Here is a 15267-nt window from a genome sequence, read left to right as displayed (position 1 = left end):
GCTCCTGAGCGACATGACCGCTCCCAACGTCCCCCAACTCCGCCTCTACCAGGACTGGCTGCGCGACACGCGCGGCCTCGCCTTCGACCGCTACGACGACCTCTGGCGCTGGTCGACCACCGACCTCGATGGTTTCTGGCAGAGCATCTGGGACTACCACGGCATGCAGTCGCCGACGCCGCGCAGCGCGGTGCTCGTGGCGCGCAAGATGCCGGGCGCCGTGTGGTTCCCCGGTGCGCAGGTCAACTACGCGCGCGAGGTGCTGCGCCATGCGGATGCGGCGCATGCGGCCGGCATGCCCGCCATCGTGAGCGACAACGAGCGCGGCGAAGTCCGCGAGATGTCGTGGCCCGAGCTGCGCCGCCAGGTGGCCTCGGTCGCGCTCACGCTCAAGGCGCTCGGCGTGCAGCGCGGCGACCGCGTTGCGGCCTACCTGCCCAACGTGCCCGAGACCATCGTCGCCTGCCTGGCCTGCCTGAGCATCGGCGCCGTGTGGAGCGTGTGCGCGCCCGACATGGGCACGGCCGCCGTGGCCGACCGCTTCCGGCAGATCGAACCCAAGGTGCTCATCGCCGCCGACGGCGTGCACTACGGCGGCAAGGCGCTCGACCGCAGCGCCGTCGTGCAGGAACTGCGCGGGCAGCTGCCCAGCGTCGAGACGCTGCTGTTGCTGCACACACCGTACGCGGCCGTGCAGCTCGACGCCGAGGCCGACTGGACCGACGCCATCGCGCGCGACGACGCCGCGGTCGCGGCCTTCGCGCCCGAGTGGCTGCCCTTCGACCACCCGATCTGGATCGTCTATTCGAGCGGCACCACCGGCCTGCCCAAACCCATCGTCCACGGGCACGGCGGCATCGTCATGACGATGTACGCCTGCGGTCTGCACAACGACATCGGCGCGAGCTACGGGCCGAACAACGTTGGCGAACGCTTCCACTGGTACAGCTCCACCGGCTGGGTGATGTGGAACTGCCAGATGGCGGGCCTGGCCTTCGGTGCGACCATCGTGCTCTACGACGGCCATCCGGCAGGCAGCAAGGACAAGCCCGACTGGGCCGTGCTGTGGCGCTTCGTCGCGAAGCACCGCGTGACCTTCTTCGGCGCTGGTGCGGCCTACTTCACCAATTGCATGAAGGCTGGCGTGAGCACCGCCGAATGCGGCGACCTGTCGCGGGTGCGGGCACTGGGCAGCACTGGCTCGCCGCTGTCGGAAGATGTGCAGCGATGGGGCACCGAACAGTTTCGCGCTGCGGGTTCCGAGGACATCTGGTGGTGCAACATTTCGGGCGGCACCGACTTCTGCGGCGCCTTCGTCGGCGGCAACCGCGAGCTGCCCGAAGTGCCCGGCCAGATGCAGTGCCGCCAACTCGGCCATGCGGTCGAGGCCTGGAACGAGCAGGGCCAGCCGGTCATCGGCGAGGTCGGCGAGCTGGTCTGCGTGCAGCCCATCCCGTCAATGCCGCTCTACCTGTGGAACGACGAAGGCAACGCGCGTTACCTGTCGAGCTACTTCGACACCTACCCCGGTGTCTGGCGCCACGGCGACTGGATCAAGATCGGTGACGATGGCGGCTGCATCATCTACGGCCGCAGCGACGCCACCATCAACCGCCAGGGCCTGCGCATGGGCACCAGCGAGATCTACAGCGCGGTCGAGGCGCTGCCCGAGGTGCTCGATTCGATGGTGGTCGACCTCGAATACCTGGGGCGCGACAGCTACATGCCGCTCTTCGTCGTGCTGCGCCCCGGCGCCGTGCTCGACGACGCGGTGCGCGCCAAGATCGAAGGCGCGATCAAGACCTCGCTGTCGCCGCGCTTCCTGCCCAACGACATCTTCGTGGTGCCCGAGATCCCGCGCACGCTGTCGGGAAAGAAGCAGGAGCTTCCGATCAAGAAGCTGCTGCTGGGCCAGCCGATCGAGAGAGTGGTCAACAAGGAGGCGATGGCCAATCCGGCCAGCCTCGACTGGTTCGTGGCGCTGGCGGCGCGGCGCGCGGAGGCTGCCGTCCCGGCGTTCTGATCGAGTGTTGAGGCAGGTCAAGGCGCGAGTGGCCGCCCGTGGCTAGCCTGGGGCTTTCCGATCCAAGGAGTGCCCCATGGCCGTACTGCAATGGTCCGAGTCGCTGTCGCTCGAACTGCCCGTGATGGACGAAACCCATCAGGAATTCGTCGCGTTGCTGGCCCGCGTCGAGACGGCCGACGATGCCACGCTGGTGGCCGCCTGGCGTGCGTTGGTCGATCACACCGCCGAGCATTTCGGCCGCGAGGACGACTGGATGCGCCGCACCGGCTTCACGTCCACCAACTGCCATACCGTGCAGCACCGTGTGGTGCTGGAGGTCATGTGCGAAGGGCTGGTGCAGGGCCTGAAGGGCCAGAACGAGGCGATCCGCCAGATGGCGCGCGAGCTGGCCGTGTGGTTCGTCCAGCATGCGCAGACCATGGATGCGGCGCTGGCATTGCATCTGCGCAGCGTGGGCTTCGATGCGGGCAGCGGCGAGGTGCGCATGCCGCAGGCACTGCCGGCGGAGCCTGTGCAGGGCTGCGGCACGGTCGCCTGCGCGACCGTGCGGGCCTAGAGCCAGTTGCCGCCTTGCGGCATCTGAATCGTCGTGGCCGGGTCGCCGCCGCCCACCAGCGCGCCGATCGCGATGCTCAGCAGCGAGATGAAGATGCTGGCGAAGAAAGCGGTCCAGAAACCCGAGACCTTGAAGCCGCGCACCAGCGCCGAGACGAGCAGGATCATCAGCGCGTTGATCACCAGCAGGAAGAGCCCGAAGGTCAGCAGCGTCAGCGGCAGCGTGAGCACGATGAGCAGCGGCTTGACCACCGCGTTGGCCAGGCCCAGCAGCAGGGCCGACACCACCAGCGCGCCGGTGCTGTCGAAGGTGAGCCCGCGGAAGAGGTGGCTCGCGATCCACAGCGACAGCGCGATGATCGCCCAGTGGACGAGGAAGGGGGTCAGGTTCTGCAGCATGTGGAGGACGCCGAAAGGCGGCGTTGGAAGGCGAGGGAGGCGATGCGACCCGATCATATCGGCGCATGCGTGGTGGCCGGCGACCTACATCCGCACGGCGGCCGGGCCCACCACCCGCCCGCGCACCCGCCACAGCAGCGTCGCCGCGATCGACATGTTCAGCAGGTTCCACGCGATGCCGTTGACGAAGGCGGCGTGGTAGCTGCCGGTCAGATCGAACACCTTGCCCGACATCCAGCCGCCCAGCGCCATGCCGAGCAGCGTGCACATCAGCACCGTGCCGACCCGCGCGCCGGCCTCGGCGGGCGGGAAGTGCTCGCGCACGATGATGGCGTACGACGGCACGAGGCCGCCCTGGAACAGCCCGAACATCGCCGACACCACGAAGAGCGGCACCAGCCCGTCGAAAGGCAGAAACAGCAGCAGCGCCACGCACTGCAGCGCCGAACCTAGCAGCAGCGTGCGCAGCCCGCCGATGCGGTCGCAGATGGCGCCCGACACCAGCCGGCTGACGATGCCGCAGGCCAGCATGAGCGACAGCATCTGCGCGCCACGCGCGGCGCCGAAGCCGAGGTCGGTGCAATAGGCCACGATGTGCACCTGCGGCATCGCCATGGCCACGCAGCAGGCGACACCGGCCACGCACAGCAGGCCCTGCGCGGTGCCGAGGCTCAGGCCGAAGGGGCGCAGAGTGTCGGCCGCGATCGGCGACCCGGCGACCGGTGCGGCGTTCATCACCACGGCCGGCGGGCGCGGGCGCATGAACAGCGCCAGCCCGAACATTGCGACGCCGCAGAACAGGCCCATGCCCAGGTAGGTCTGACGCCAGCCCACCGTCTCGACGAAGTGCTGCACGATGGGCGGCCACACGGCCCCGGCGATGTAGTTGCCACTGGCGCAGATCGCGACCGCGATGCCGCGCCGCTTCGCGAACCAGAGCGAGGTGTCGGCCACCAGCGGTGCGAACGCGGCCGAACTGCCGAGCAGCCCTACCAGCACCGCCTGCGCCGCGATGAAGACGACGATGTTCGGCGCCAGACTGCACGCGACGTAGCCCAGGCCGAGGGCGACCGCACCGCCCAGCAGGGGCCACATGACGCCGAAGCGGTCGGCCAGCCGGCCCATCACCACGCCGCCGACACCGAAGCCGATCATCAGCAGCGTGTACGGCAGCGAGGCCTGGGCACGGTCGATGCCGAACTCGGCCTGCACCGCGGGGATGACGACCGACACCACGTACATGCCGCTGCTGCCCACCGTCATGATGAGCAGCGTGACGAGCAGGCGCCAGAGGGCGTAGCGCGAATCGGGTTGGTGTGCGTCGTGCGGACGCGCGTCGGATGCAGTGAGGGGCATGCGGTGGTGTCTCGTCATTCGCCATCTCGCGGTGGCCTTCATCGGCGTCGGCCTGGCGCCGCGCCTGGGTGCACATTGTGGCCGGTGCGACGGCGGTCAGCCGGCCAGTGGCAGCGCGATGGTGCCCGCCAGCGGCACGTCGACGACGCGCTCCCCGCTGGCGACGATCACCGCGTGGTCGCCTTCCTGCGCGACATCCGCGAGCGTGCGCCACAGGCAGCGCATCGAGCCGGCGTCCAGGCCCGCGGTCGGCTCGTCGAGCAGCGTCAGCGGCCGGCTCGATGCGAGCGCGGCGGCCAGCCACACCTTGCGCTTCGAGCCGGTCGACAGCATGAACATCTTCTTTTCGAGATGCGGCGCGAGCGAGAAGCCTTCGACCAGCGCCTGCCAGCGCACGGCGTCGAAAGGCACGTCGGCCCGGCGCAGCGACGCGGCGCATTCCTGCACGCCCATCGCGTCGAAGGCGTCGGTGGTCGGGTCGACAAAGAACACCTGGCGGCGGTAGGCCTCGGCCGCGCCCGGCAGCGACGCACCGGCCAGCGTCAGCCGGCCGCCGATGGCGGGCAGGGCGCCGGCCAGCACGCGCAGCAGCGTCGACTTGCCGCTGCCCGTGTCGCCGTGCATCAACGTGACGCCGGCACCGATTCGCGACGACCAGTCGGTGGCGATCGGCGGATCGCCAGGGTAGGCGAAGCGCAGGTTGTCGATGTGGAGGATCGGGGGTGTCGATGCGGGGCTCATGGCGCCGACCCTAACGCACCCGCGCCTGCGCCCCCAGCCAGTCGGCGAAGGCGGCCAGCAGCGGGCGCGGCTCGCCGCGGTCCGGCGTGACGAGGTAGTAGTTGCGCTGCCCGGACAGGGGTCGCGCGCAGGCCACCACCAGTTCGCCGCGTGCAATCTCATCGTCGACCAGCATGGTCGGCATCAGCGCCACGCCCAGGCCGTGCGCCGCGGCGGTGGCCAGCATCGAGAACAGCTCGTAGCGCGGCCCGGTGCGGGCGCGGGGTGCGTCGACCTGCTGGGCGTCGAACCACTGGCGCCAGCCATCGGGCCGGGTGCTCTGCTGCAGCAGCGGCATCTGCGCGATGGCGGTCGGCGCGACAGCCTTGCCGCGCGGCAGCAGGCGCGGGCTGCAGACCGGCACCACGTCCTCGGGCATGAGCAGCAGCGCGCGCGTGCCGGCCCAGTTCGCCACCTGCGCTGGCGTGCCCGCATAGAGCGCGGCGTCGAACTCGCCGTCGGCGAAGAGGAAGGGGCGGGTGCGTGTTTCGATGTGCACCACCGCATCGGGCTCCCGCTGCGCGAAGCCGGGCAGGCGCGGCAGCAGCCAGCGGGTGGCGAAGGTCGGCACCGCCGCCAGCGCGAGCGAGCCGCCGCTGCCCTGGTCGGCCATCGCGTCGAGCGTGTCGCGCTCCATCGATTCCAGCCGCAGCGCGGTCTGGCGCGCATAACGGGTGCCACTGGGCGTCAGCGCCACGCCGTGTCGCGTGCGGCGGAACAGGGCGACGCCAAGGAAGGTTTCAAGCGCCCCGATCTGGCGCGACACCGCACTCTGCGTCAGCGACAGCTCCTGCGCGGCGCGGGTGTAGCTCTCGTGGCGGGCGGCGGCGTCGAAGCAGACCAGGGCTTGCAGGGGCGGGATCTTTCGGCGCATGCGGTACTCCAGATATTCGTCGAACTCATATCTGGCTGAGTATTGCTCGTTTGCGCCGGCTCGGTGTGGCGGCTAGCATCGTCAGATTCCTTTCCCCCCGATTTCCCCTCTTCTTTTCGGAGACAGCCACATGGCCGCCAAAGCGCAATTCCACTGGGACGACCCCCTTCTTCTCGACCAGCAACTGACCGAAGAAGAACGCATGATCCGCGACGCGGCCAATGCCTACTGCCAGGAGCGCCTGCTGCCGCGCGTGGTCGAGGGCTTCCGCTCTGGCGAAACCGACCCGGCCATCTTCCGTGAGATGGGCGAACTCGGCCTGCTGGGCCCGACCATCCCCGAGCAGTACGGCGGCCCCGGCCTCAACTACGTGGCCTACGGCCTGATCGCGCGCGAAGTCGAGCGCGTCGATTCGGGCTACCGCTCGATGGCCAGCGTGCAGAGCTCGCTGGTGATGGTGCCGATCAACGAGTTCGGCACCGAAGCGCAGAAGCAGAAGTACCTGCCCAAGCTCGCCACCGGCGAATGGATCGGCTGCTTCGGCCTGACCGAGCCCGACCACGGCTCCGACCCCGGGAGCATGGTCACCCGCGCCAAGAAGGTGCCGGGCGGCTACGCGATCAGCGGCGCCAAGATGTGGATCAGCAATTCGCCCATCGCCGACGTGTTCGTCGTGTGGGCCAAGGAAGTCAGCGAAAGCGGCACGGTCGGCCCGATCCGCGGCTTCGTGCTGGAAAAGGGCATGAAGGGCCTCAGCGCCCCGGCCATCCACAGCAAGGTCGGCCTGCGCGCGAGCATCACCGGCGAGATCGTGATGGACGGCGTGTTCTGCCCTGAAGAGAACGCCTTCCCCGAAGTGCAGGGCCTCAAGGGCCCCTTCACCTGCCTCAACAGCGCACGCTACGGCATCTCCTGGGGCGCCATGGGCGCGGCCGAGGACTGCATGCACCGCGCCCGCCAGTACACGCTCGACCGCAAGCAGTTCGGCCGCCCGCTCGCCGCCAATCAGCTGATCCAGAAGAAGTTGGCCGACATGCAGACCGAGATCGCCCTGGGCCTGCAGGGCAGCCTGCGCCTGGGCCGCATGAAGGACGAAGGCACGGCTTCGGTCGAGATCACCTCCATCCTCAAGCGCAACAACTGCGGCAAGGCCTTGGACATCGCCCGCCAGGCGCGCGACATGATGGGTGGCAACGGCATCAGCGACGAGTTCGGCGTGGCCCGCCATCTGGTGAACCTGGAAGTCGTGAACACCTATGAAGGCACGCACGACATCCACGCGCTGATCCTGGGGCGTGCGATCACCGGCATCGCCGCCTTCGCGAACTGAGCATGAGCATCCCGTCGAAGGAAGGCGCCCTCGCCGGCCTGAAGGTGCTCGACCTGTCCCGCGTGCTCGCGGGCCCGTGGTGCACGCAGATCCTCGCGGACCTGGGCGCCGACGTCGTGAAGATCGAACGCCCCGGCGTGGGCGACGACACGCGCGGCTGGGGCCCGCCTTTTTTGAAGGACGCGGATGGCAACGACACCGACCAGGCCACCTACTTCACCGCCTGCAACCGCAACAAGCGCTCGGTCACGGTCGACATGGCCACGCCCGAAGGCCAGGCGCTGCTGCAGCGCATGGCGGCGCAGAGCGACATCGTGGTGGAGAACTTCAAGACCGGCGGCCTCGCGCAGTACGGGCTCGACCACGAGAGCCTGCGCGCCGCCAACCCACGCCTCATCTACTGCAGCGTGACCGGATTCGGCCACGACGGCCCGCATGCACAGCGCGCCGGCTACGACCTGATGATCCAGGCCACCAGCGGCATGATGAGCATCACCGGCCGTCCCGACGACGTGCCCGGCGGTGGCCCGCTGCGGGTGGGCGTGGCGCTGACCGACCTGTTCACTGGCGTCTATGCCAGCACGGCCATCCTCGCCGCGCTGGAAGTGCGGCACCGCACCGGCGAAGGCCAGCACATCGACATGGCGCTGCTCGACGTCGGCATGGCGATCCTCGCGAACCAGGCCAGCGCCTTCCTCAACACAGGCAGCGTGCCGCAGCGCCAGGGCAACAGCCACCCGAGCCTGGCGCCCTACCAGGACTTCCAGACGCAGGACGGCGCGATGCTGCTGGCCATCGGCAACAACGGCCAGTTCGCGCGCTTCTGTGAAGCGGCCGGCCGCGCCGAGTGGGCGGTCGACGAGCGCTTCGCGACCAACACGCTGCGCGTGAAGCACCGCGAGGTGCTGATCCCGGCGATGCAGGAGGTCACGCGCACCCGCAGCACGGCCGAGTGGATCGCGCTACTCGAGGACAAGGCCGTGCCCTGCGGCCCGATCAACAACATCGCCCAGGCCTTCGACGACGCACAGGTGAAGGCGCGCGGCCTGGCCGTGACGCTGCCGCGCGATGCGGGCGACGGCATCGCCAGCATCACCGGCGTGGCCAGTCCGCTGCGCTTGTCGGCCACGCCGCCGGTGCTGCGCCATGCACCGCCGGCGCTGGGCCAGCACACCGACGAGGTGCTGGCCGAGTGGGGCGTCGACGCCGCGCAGATCGCTGCGTTGCGCGCCGCCGGGGTGGTCTGACGAGCGCTGTCGCCGAGCGCCCAGGGCGCTCAGCCCTCGGCGATCAGAAGGCTCGGCCGACCACCGCGAGCGCGACCACCACGACGCCGAGCGTCAGGTTCACCGCCACCAGTTTGCGGATGCTGCCGAGCTGCACGGCCGCCATCGGCCACGCCCGCGCGGCAACCGCACGCTGCAGCCGCGCGTAGGGCGCGAAGCGGATGTGCAGGAACAGCGCCATCATCACCAGCCCCCCCGTGAACATGCCATGCACGCGCCAGTGCACGCCTGCGAAGCCACCGCTGGCCATCACGAGGGCGAGGCCGCTGGCGAGGGTCGTGGCCACCGCGATCGAGACGCCGACGAAGAAGCGCGACAGCGCCGCGGCCATGAAGGGCAGGCGCTGCGGTGGCTCGAGCGTGGCCACGGCGGCGGGCCGCACCGCGAGGTGCATCACCGCCATGCCGCCGACCCAGAAGGTCACGGCGATCAGATGAAGGAAGAGAAGGAGCGAGGTTGTGAGGAGCATGGCGCAGCGTAGACCACAACGCCCTCCGCCGCGTTTCGTTCGCGAAACGGAAACACGGTGGTTCCCCGGCGCCTGTGCGGGTGGCGGGGCGCTGGCCTATCTTCGAACCCCTGCGGACACGAGGTCCGCGCCACTCAGGAGTTCATATGACCACTGCCCTTCATTCCGAGAAAAACGTGTTCCATCCCAGCCGGCTGTCGGCTGCGCAGGCCCGTGCACTGACCGCTCGCGAGCAACCGGTCGCCTTGACGCTGGCGGCCGTCGTGCTGTCGGTGCTCGGCGTCCGCGCGCACTGAGTCGCAACGCCCCTCGGCGCTGCCGCGCAGCGGCGCGCGCTCACGGGTTCCAGGGTGATCGGTCGGTGCGCGCCGTCGCGACCACTCCTGGATTTCGCTGCGGCCGATGCCCAGGTCCTTGAGTTCGTGGTCGCTCATCCCGCGCAGATCGCGTGCGTCAGCCGATGCGGTGCCGGTGCCGCACAGGCGGCCGATCCAGCGGCGCAGCGTGGCGAACCAAGGGGTGGATGCGACTGTAGGCGAGCGGGTCATCGAAAGCTCCTGGGGCTGAGTGAGCCGCGATCTTGAGTGCCGGCGTGGTATTGTGGAAGTTGAGATTTCTGAGGCCAACGATCAGCCTTCCTGATAGCTCACTTTCCTCTCGACCGCCATGCGCCAACTCAACCTCGACCAGCTGCGCACCCTGGTCGCAATCGCCGACCTCGGCACCTTCTCTGCGGCCGCGCAGGCGCTGCATCTCGCGCAGCCAACGGTCAGCCTGCACATCAGCGAACTCGAATCGCGGCTGGGCGCGCAGCTGGTGGCGCGCGGCAGCCGCAGCGTCACGCTCACGCCGGCGGGCATGGCCCTGGTGGAGCGGGGCCGCCGCCTGCTGCGCGATGCCGACGATGCGGTGGACGCGGTGCGCCGACAGGCCGAAGGCCGCATCGGCCGCGTGCGGCTGGGCACATCGACCGGCGTGGTGATCGACCTGCTGCCGCAGGTGCTGGAAGCGCTGCAGGCGAGCCATCCCGGCATCGACGTCGAAGTGAGCATCCTCGGCTCGACCGACGCGATGTCGCGCCTGGCCCAGGGCACGCTCGACATCGGGCTGGTCGCCATGCCGCAGCCGCCGCTGCGCGAGCTCGCCGTCACCGCCTGGCGCACCCAGCCGATGATGGCCTTCGTGCCGCCGAAGTGGCAGGCGCCCAAGCGGGTGACACCGGCCTGGCTGGCGGCGCAACCGCTGATCTTCAACGACGCGACCACGCACATGTACCGGCTGGCGGTGGAGTGGTTCGCCAATGCCGGGCAGGCGCCGCGCGCCCGCATCGAGCTGAACTACGACGTGGCGATCCGCAGCCTGGTGGCCGCGGGCTACGGCGCGGCCATGCTGCCGCTGACGCCCAGCACCGACGATGCCTGGCGCGATCGGGTGCAGATCCTGCCGCTCAGCCCGAAGCTCACGCGTCGGCTGGGCATCGCGCACCGCAGCAAGGCCTCGCTCGACGGTGCCACCGAGCGGGTGATCGAAACGCTGATGGCGTTTCGGCAGGTCTGAGCCCGGTGCGTCAGCCGGCGCCCTGCAGGGCCGACCAGGCCACGACCTGGTCGATGGTCCATGCGCCATCGTCCAGCGCCAGGTCGTGGCCGGCGGTCGGATGCTCGGCGATGGGCAAGCGCCAGGCCTGCGCCAGGCGGCGCGAGCAACCCGGGTCCACCAGCGTGTCGCCCGCGCCCACCAGCACCTTCAGCGGCACCCGAGGCGCCTGCGCCGGTGCGCAATAGCGCGCGGCGGCGAGCAGCTGCCGCAGTGCGTTGGCGGCCGCTACCGGATGCTGCGCACGCAACGCGACCCAGTCGTCCACGATGCGCGGTGCGGCAGTGCCGGTCGCATGGTGCCGGCTCGTCAGCCGCAGGACCGTGGCTTCGCGCGCCCGCGCATCGCGCCCCGGCCACAGCACGCCGAGCAGGGCCGGATAGTGCTGCGGGCGCAGCCGCTGATGGAAGGCGCTGAACGGCCGCAGGCTGGTGTTCACCAGCACCGCACTGGCCACCTCCTGCGGATGCCGGTGCGCCCACTCGACGGCGACCATGGCGCCGAGCGACATCGCGAGCAGGTGGCAGCGCGTCACGCCCTGGGTGCGCAGTTCGGCACGGCAAGACTCCATCGTGGCGCGGATCGACCACGGACTCTGCATCGCGTACCGCGCACCGGCGCCGGGCAGGTCGAGCGCGATCACGCGCGCCTGCGGCAGCCGTTGCGCCAGCATCGCCGGCAGCGCCCCCCAATGGCCGGCCTCGCGCGTGAGGCCGCGCAGCAGCACCCACGGGAGAGCGCCCGAGCTTCTGTTCATACGGCCTCGTACCAGCGCGCCAGCGCCTGCGCATGGTGGCGCCGCCGCGCTTCGTCCACCGGCACCCACTGCGCATGGCTGCTTGCGGCACGCGTGATGAAGTCCATCCACCACAGGTGGCGCCGCAGCACGCGCTGCTGCCGGTGCGCGATGACCGGGTTGAAGATGCCGTGCCGCGAGAAGAGCTGGCGCGGGTTCTTCTTGACCCACAGCCATGAGCCCATCTCCAGCGTGAGCGGCAGGAACAGCGTGTCGGGCCGGGTGCAGGCCGTGAGGTAGAGGTGGTCCCACAGGTCGCCGTGCGCGGTGTACTGCCGGCTCTGCGGTTCCAGCACATAGGGATGGTGCTGCAGGCTCAGGTCGATCAGCTCGCCGAGCGCGTGCATCTCGGGCAGGTGCGCCATCGGCTGCGGCGTGTGCGCATAGGGGAACCACAGGCGGTCCGTCAGGCCGAAGCCCGAGTGGCAGTCGAGCGCGATGCTGAAGGGCCGGCTGAGCAGCTCCTGCTCGACCAGGGCGCACAGCGCGGCGCTCTCGCTTTCCATCGCCTCGCCTTCGACGCCGCGGTACCAGGGCAGCGTCGCGCTCAGGCGCTGGCCGCCGAGCAGAAAGGGCACTCGGCCGCGCGCGTCGACCGGCGCGTTGCGCATCAGGTCGACGCCGCGCGGGTTGGCCCGCGTGCCGAGCCACAGGCCTCCGGGATTGACGATCGGCAGGAAAACGAGCCGCAGCGTCTCGAGCTGGCGCTGCAATGTCGTGTCCCACTGCAGCCGCGTGACGATGCTGCGCAGGTAGGCGATCGTCACTTGCGCGCCGATGCGTTCCAGCCCGTGCACGCCGCCGAAGAAGCCCACGGCGGGCACGTCGCTGCGCTCGCTGCCGAGCAGGAAGGCCTGCACCTCGAAGCGCTCGCCGCCGGCATCGACCTCGCAGAGCACACGCCGCTCCATCGCCGGCCCGGCGAGGTCGACGAGGGCCTGGAGTTCCAGCAGTTCGGGCAGTTCGGAGGGGGCGGGGCGCATGGCAGTAGGGTGCTTCGGCGAGCGAAGCATAGCCAGCGGCCTGCCATCAAACTGTCATCGACCGCGCGTACGGTGGCAAGGGTCTGCTTTCTCCCACGGAGGCTCTTTCATGCGCACCGACTTCTACCTGCCGATGACCATCCAAGGCCTGCGTGTGATCGCCGGGGCCTTCGCCTGGGGCGTGGCGGAGTCGTTCGCGCTGGCGCGCTCCCGCCTGCGCCGGCCCGGACGTTGAACGACCGCCCCCGGCGCTGAAGGCTCAGGCCTTCCGCCGGGCCGCCCCAAGGCAGGCCTGCGCCCCCTCGGGGGGCAGCGAATACACGAAGTGATGAGCGTGGGGGCTCAACGCATCGCGGCAGCGGCCAGGTCGCCCAGCCGACGCAGGCCCGCATCGATCGTGTCGTCGTAGGGCCAGCCGCAGTTCAGCCGCAGAAAGTGGTCGCTGCGCGCACTGTTCGAGAACAGCCAGCCGGGCGCCACCGCGATGCCTTCCTGCAGCGCGGCCTCGAACACCGCGGCCGACGAGCAGCCCTGCGGCAACTCGACCCACAGTTGCAGTCCGCCCGGCGGCAGGTTCATCCGGGTGCCGTCGGGGAAGTAGGTCGCGATGGCCTCCGCGGTGCGTTCGCGCTGGCCGTGCAGGGCGCTGCGCAGCCGCCGCAGGTGGCGGTCGTAGGCGCCCGTGGCCATGAATTCGCCGGCACCGAGCTGCGACAGGATCTCGTTGTTGCGCGTCTGCGTGTACTTGAGCATTTCCACCCGTGCCTGCCAGCGGCCGGCGCTGATCCACCCGAGGCGCAGGCCCGGCGCCAGGATCTTGTGCAGCGACGCGCAGTGCAGCACGTTGCCCGTGCGGTCCCACGACTTGATGGCGCGCGGCGTGCCGTCGGCGTCGAGCAGTTCGCTGTAGGTGTCGTCTTCGATCACCGCGACGCCCTGCGCATCGCACAGCGCCACCAGCCGCGCCTTGTGCGCGTCGGGCATCACGCTGCCCATCGGGTTCTGCAGGTGCGGCACCACCACCACCGCCTTGATGTCGCCGTAGGTCTGGATGGCGAGCTCGAGCGCCTCGACCGACAGGCCGGTCTGCGGACTGGTCGGGATCTCCAGCGCGCGCAGGCCCAGGCTTTCGAGCACCTGCAGCAGGCCGTAGAAGGTCGGCGATTCGACCGCGATGGTGTCGCCCGGCTGGGCCACGGCGCGCAGCGCGAGGTTGAGCGCCTCGATGCAGCCGTTGGTGACGAGCACGTCTTCCGGCGCGATGGTCATGCCGGCGGCGAGTGCGCGTTTGGCCAGCACCGCGCGCAGGTGCGGGTCGCCCTGCAGCGGCGGCACGCCCGAGATGAGCTCGGGGCGTAGCCGCAGCGCACGCGTCATGGCCGCGCGCAATGCTTCGGCCGGGTAGAACTGCGGCGCGGCGCGCGCGATCGACAGGTTCAGCCGGACCTCGGCACGGCGCCGACGCGCCACGAAGTCGGACACCTGGCCGTGGATGCCGACGTATTGCGCCGGGTCGGGCCGCAGCCCGGCCACCGGCTCGTCCATCGGCACCATGCGCAGGCGCTGCGGCTGGCGCACGAAGTAGCCCGAGCGGGCGCGCGCTTCGGCCCAGCCGTCGGATTCGAGGGTGCGACACAGCTGCAGCGCGGTCGACAGGCTGATGTCGTGCAGTCGCATCAGGCTGCGCAACGAGGGCATCCGCTCGCCCGGCCGCAGCGCGCCGGCCTCGATCGCGCCCCGGTAGTGGTTGGCGAGCTGGCGGTAGAGCGGCGGGGTCGTCGTCAGGGACATGGGGCGATGCTGGCCCGGGCCCGGGCCTTGGAACAGATGCAGATTCTCGAAAAACGACCATAACAGAGGGGCGCGCACCGCCTCTGTTCCGTTCGCATGCGGTCTGGCTGTGCCTGTTGCGATACGGCCAGGCGGCGGAGCATCGAGACCTCGCTTCAAGGAGTTCCCGATGACCTCGACGACGACGACGACGACGACGACGACGACGACGACGACGATTCGCACGCTGCGACTGCGCCGCGGCCAGGCCCTGCATGTCGCGCTCGACGCCGGCACCACCCTGCAGGTGACCGCCGGCGCGGTGGTGCTGCGCGAGCCGATGCGCTGGCTGGGCGAGACCCTGGTCGCGCCCGCCACCGCCCTGGCCGAAGGCCAGCGCCATGCCCTGACCGCCAGCGGCTGGTGCGTGCTGGAGGCGCGCGGCGGCGACGCCGTATTGCTGCGGCACGCGCCGGCGTCGCGCTGGCAGTGGCTATGGCAACGCCTGCGGCGCCCGGCGCTCGCCTAAAGCTGGCGACTCATGGAATATCCTTACGGCGAAGGCGGGCCGGCGACGTTGTTCGAGAGTCCGTCCAAATCACAAGGAACCCCATGAAAAGCCCCTCCCTCCTGCTGGCCGCCCTCCTGGTCGCCACCGCCATCCCTGCAGCCGCACAGGTCTCGGTCAACATCAACGTACCCGGCGTGGTGCAGGTCGCGCCGCCGGCGCCGCGCTACGAGCGCATGCCGGGCCCGCGCTCGGGTCAGGTGTGGGTGCCGGGCCATTGGCAATGGGCCGGCCGCGACTACCAATGGCGCGGCGGCTACTGGCAGGCCGCGCGGCCCGACTACGCCTATGCGCCGGGCGGCTGGGTGCGGGTCGACGACGGCTGGCGCTGGCGCGAAGGCGACTGGCGCCGCGCGGAGCGGCGCGAGGCACGCCGCGAAGAACGCCGGCATGACCGCCACGACGGCCCGCACGGCGGCCACCACTGCCCTCCGGGCCAGGCCAAGAAGGGCAACTGCTGAGCCGACGGTCGCTGAGGC

At 70.3% G+C, this 15267-nt stretch carries 17 protein-coding genes; 8 read left to right on the top strand and 9 right to left on the bottom strand.

The window, feature by feature from the left end; genetic code table 11:
* The first annotated feature begins 13 nt into the window (after nt 1–13).
* Nucleotides 14–2023 carry an acetoacetate--CoA ligase gene (locus tag ACSFBE_RS19600; protein ID WP_435492092.1) on the top strand — a complete coding sequence of 670 codons (2010 nt, stop codon included), beginning with the start codon at nt 14–16 and terminating at the stop codon, nt 2021–2023.
* 76 nt (nt 2024–2099) lie between these two features.
* Nucleotides 2100–2582: a bacteriohemerythrin gene (locus ACSFBE_RS19595; protein WP_435492091.1), complete on the top strand. Its 483-nt coding sequence runs from the start codon at nt 2100–2102 to the stop codon at nt 2580–2582.
* Here the strand turns inward: ACSFBE_RS19595 and ACSFBE_RS19590 are convergent.
* The 4 genes from ACSFBE_RS19590 to ACSFBE_RS19575 form a co-directional block, all read right to left on the bottom strand.
* Nucleotides 2579–2980: a phage holin family protein gene (locus tag ACSFBE_RS19590; RefSeq protein WP_435492090.1), complete on the bottom strand. Its 402-nt coding sequence runs from the start codon at nt 2978–2980 to the stop codon at nt 2579–2581. The two genes, ACSFBE_RS19595 and ACSFBE_RS19590, sit on opposite strands and share 4 nt — an antisense overlap.
* 84 nt (nt 2981–3064) lie before the next feature.
* Nucleotides 3065–4336: an MFS transporter gene (locus tag ACSFBE_RS19585; RefSeq protein WP_435492089.1), complete on the bottom strand. Its 1272-nt coding sequence runs from the start codon at nt 4334–4336 to the stop codon at nt 3065–3067.
* Between the two features lie 96 nt (nt 4337–4432).
* Complete coding sequence (locus tag ACSFBE_RS19580) at nt 4433–5077, bottom strand: ABC transporter ATP-binding protein (protein ID WP_435492088.1); 645 nt, start codon at nt 5075–5077, stop codon at nt 4433–4435.
* Nucleotides 5078–5087: 10 nt separating this feature from the next.
* Nucleotides 5088–5990 carry a LysR substrate-binding domain-containing protein gene (locus tag ACSFBE_RS19575; RefSeq protein ID WP_435492087.1) on the bottom strand — a complete coding sequence of 301 codons (903 nt, stop codon included), beginning with the start codon at nt 5988–5990 and terminating at the stop codon, nt 5088–5090.
* A 130-nt stretch (nt 5991–6120) separates the two neighbouring features.
* On the opposite strand from ACSFBE_RS19575, the gene ACSFBE_RS19570 reads away from it, so the two are divergent.
* Nucleotides 6121–7320, top strand: a complete 1200-nt coding sequence (locus tag ACSFBE_RS19570) for an acyl-CoA dehydrogenase (protein ID WP_435492086.1) — start codon at nt 6121–6123, stop codon at nt 7318–7320.
* A gap of 2 nt (nt 7321–7322) precedes the next feature.
* Nucleotides 7323–8567 (top strand): CaiB/BaiF CoA transferase family protein, encoded by a 1245-nt coding sequence (locus tag ACSFBE_RS19565; protein WP_435492085.1) that lies wholly within the window; start codon nt 7323–7325, stop codon nt 8565–8567.
* Between the two features lie 43 nt (nt 8568–8610).
* Here ACSFBE_RS19565 and ACSFBE_RS19560 read toward each other — a convergent pair whose 3' ends face one another.
* Complete coding sequence (locus tag ACSFBE_RS19560) at nt 8611–9075, bottom strand: CopD family protein (RefSeq protein WP_435492084.1); 465 nt, start codon at nt 9073–9075, stop codon at nt 8611–8613.
* A gap of 134 nt (nt 9076–9209) precedes the next feature.
* On the bottom strand, nt 9210–9623 hold the full coding sequence (locus tag ACSFBE_RS19555) for a DUF1127 domain-containing protein (protein ID WP_435492083.1): 414 nt from the start codon (nt 9621–9623) through the stop codon (nt 9210–9212).
* A gap of 118 nt (nt 9624–9741) precedes the next feature.
* Here ACSFBE_RS19555 and ACSFBE_RS19550 point away from each other — a divergent pair, with 118 nt between their 5' ends.
* Entirely contained in the window at nt 9742–10632 is an 891-nt protein-coding gene (locus ACSFBE_RS19550) for a LysR family transcriptional regulator (protein ID WP_435492082.1), read from the top strand.
* A 10-nt stretch (nt 10633–10642) separates the two neighbouring features.
* Here the strand turns inward: ACSFBE_RS19550 and ACSFBE_RS19545 are convergent, their stop codons facing one another.
* The gene (locus tag ACSFBE_RS19545; RefSeq protein WP_435492081.1) at nt 10643–11428 is read right to left on the bottom strand and encodes an alpha/beta fold hydrolase; all 786 of its coding nucleotides are present in this window, start codon (nt 11426–11428) and stop codon (nt 10643–10645) included.
* Entirely contained in the window at nt 11425–12450 is a 1026-nt protein-coding gene (locus tag ACSFBE_RS19540; protein ID WP_435492080.1) for a M14 family zinc carboxypeptidase, read from the bottom strand. The genes ACSFBE_RS19545 and ACSFBE_RS19540 overlap by 4 nt, the downstream gene beginning before the upstream one ends.
* Before the next feature lie 109 nt (nt 12451–12559).
* Here ACSFBE_RS19540 and ACSFBE_RS19535 point away from each other — a divergent pair, with 109 nt between their 5' ends.
* Nucleotides 12560–12685 carry a hypothetical protein gene (locus ACSFBE_RS19535; RefSeq protein ID WP_435492079.1) on the top strand — a complete coding sequence of 42 codons (126 nt, stop codon included), beginning with the start codon at nt 12560–12562 and terminating at the stop codon, nt 12683–12685.
* A 107-nt stretch (nt 12686–12792) separates the two neighbouring features.
* Here ACSFBE_RS19535 and ACSFBE_RS19530 read toward each other — a convergent pair whose 3' ends face one another.
* The gene (locus ACSFBE_RS19530; RefSeq protein WP_435492078.1) at nt 12793–14241 is read right to left on the bottom strand and encodes an aminotransferase-like domain-containing protein; all 1449 of its coding nucleotides are present in this window, start codon (nt 14239–14241) and stop codon (nt 12793–12795) included.
* 169 nt (nt 14242–14410) lie between these two features.
* On the opposite strand from ACSFBE_RS19530, the gene ACSFBE_RS19525 reads away from it, so the two are divergent.
* Both ACSFBE_RS19525 and ACSFBE_RS19520 read left to right on the top strand, forming a co-directional pair.
* Nucleotides 14411–14749, top strand: a complete 339-nt coding sequence (locus ACSFBE_RS19525) for a hypothetical protein (RefSeq protein ID WP_435492077.1) — start codon at nt 14411–14413, stop codon at nt 14747–14749.
* 83 nt (nt 14750–14832) lie between these two features.
* Nucleotides 14833–15249: a hypothetical protein gene (locus ACSFBE_RS19520; protein ID WP_435492076.1), complete on the top strand. Its 417-nt coding sequence runs from the start codon at nt 14833–14835 to the stop codon at nt 15247–15249.
* Nucleotides 15250–15267 lie beyond the last annotated feature (18 nt).

The sequence above is a fragment of the Variovorax sucrosi genome, from assembly GCF_051216635.1.
Taxonomy (GTDB): Bacteria; Pseudomonadota; Gammaproteobacteria; order Burkholderiales; family Burkholderiaceae_C; genus Variovorax.
Note: the sequence above shows the minus strand (reverse complement) of the source record. Positions and strands in the feature narration are given on the sequence as shown.

Coding starts and splice junctions, on each gene's coding strand:
- ACSFBE_RS19600 (WP_435492092.1), top strand. CDS start 14: ATGACCGCTCCCAACGTCCCCCAACTCCGCCTCTACCAGGACTGGCTG.
- ACSFBE_RS19595 (WP_435492091.1), top strand. CDS start 2,100: ATGGCCGTACTGCAATGGTCCGAGTCGCTGTCGCTCGAACTGCCCGTG.
- ACSFBE_RS19590 (WP_435492090.1), bottom strand. CDS start 2,980: ATGCTGCAGAACCTGACCCCCTTCCTCGTCCACTGGGCGATCATCGCG.
- ACSFBE_RS19585 (WP_435492089.1), bottom strand. CDS start 4,336: ATGCCCCTCACTGCATCCGACGCGCGTCCGCACGACGCACACCAACCC.
- ACSFBE_RS19580 (WP_435492088.1), bottom strand. CDS start 5,077: ATGAGCCCCGCATCGACACCCCCGATCCTCCACATCGACAACCTGCGC.
- ACSFBE_RS19575 (WP_435492087.1), bottom strand. CDS start 5,990: ATGCGCCGAAAGATCCCGCCCCTGCAAGCCCTGGTCTGCTTCGACGCC.
- ACSFBE_RS19570 (WP_435492086.1), top strand. CDS start 6,121: ATGGCCGCCAAAGCGCAATTCCACTGGGACGACCCCCTTCTTCTCGAC.
- ACSFBE_RS19565 (WP_435492085.1), top strand. CDS start 7,323: ATGAGCATCCCGTCGAAGGAAGGCGCCCTCGCCGGCCTGAAGGTGCTC.
- ACSFBE_RS19560 (WP_435492084.1), bottom strand. CDS start 9,075: ATGCTCCTCACAACCTCGCTCCTTCTCTTCCTTCATCTGATCGCCGTG.
- ACSFBE_RS19555 (WP_435492083.1), bottom strand. CDS start 9,623: ATGACCCGCTCGCCTACAGTCGCATCCACCCCTTGGTTCGCCACGCTG.
- ACSFBE_RS19550 (WP_435492082.1), top strand. CDS start 9,742: ATGCGCCAACTCAACCTCGACCAGCTGCGCACCCTGGTCGCAATCGCC.
- ACSFBE_RS19545 (WP_435492081.1), bottom strand. CDS start 11,428: ATGAACAGAAGCTCGGGCGCTCTCCCGTGGGTGCTGCTGCGCGGCCTC.
- ACSFBE_RS19540 (WP_435492080.1), bottom strand. CDS start 12,450: ATGCGCCCCGCCCCCTCCGAACTGCCCGAACTGCTGGAACTCCAGGCC.
- ACSFBE_RS19535 (WP_435492079.1), top strand. CDS start 12,560: ATGCGCACCGACTTCTACCTGCCGATGACCATCCAAGGCCTGCGTGTG.
- ACSFBE_RS19530 (WP_435492078.1), bottom strand. CDS start 14,241: ATGTCCCTGACGACGACCCCGCCGCTCTACCGCCAGCTCGCCAACCAC.
- ACSFBE_RS19525 (WP_435492077.1), top strand. CDS start 14,411: ATGACCTCGACGACGACGACGACGACGACGACGACGACGACGACGACG.
- ACSFBE_RS19520 (WP_435492076.1), top strand. CDS start 14,833: ATGAAAAGCCCCTCCCTCCTGCTGGCCGCCCTCCTGGTCGCCACCGCC.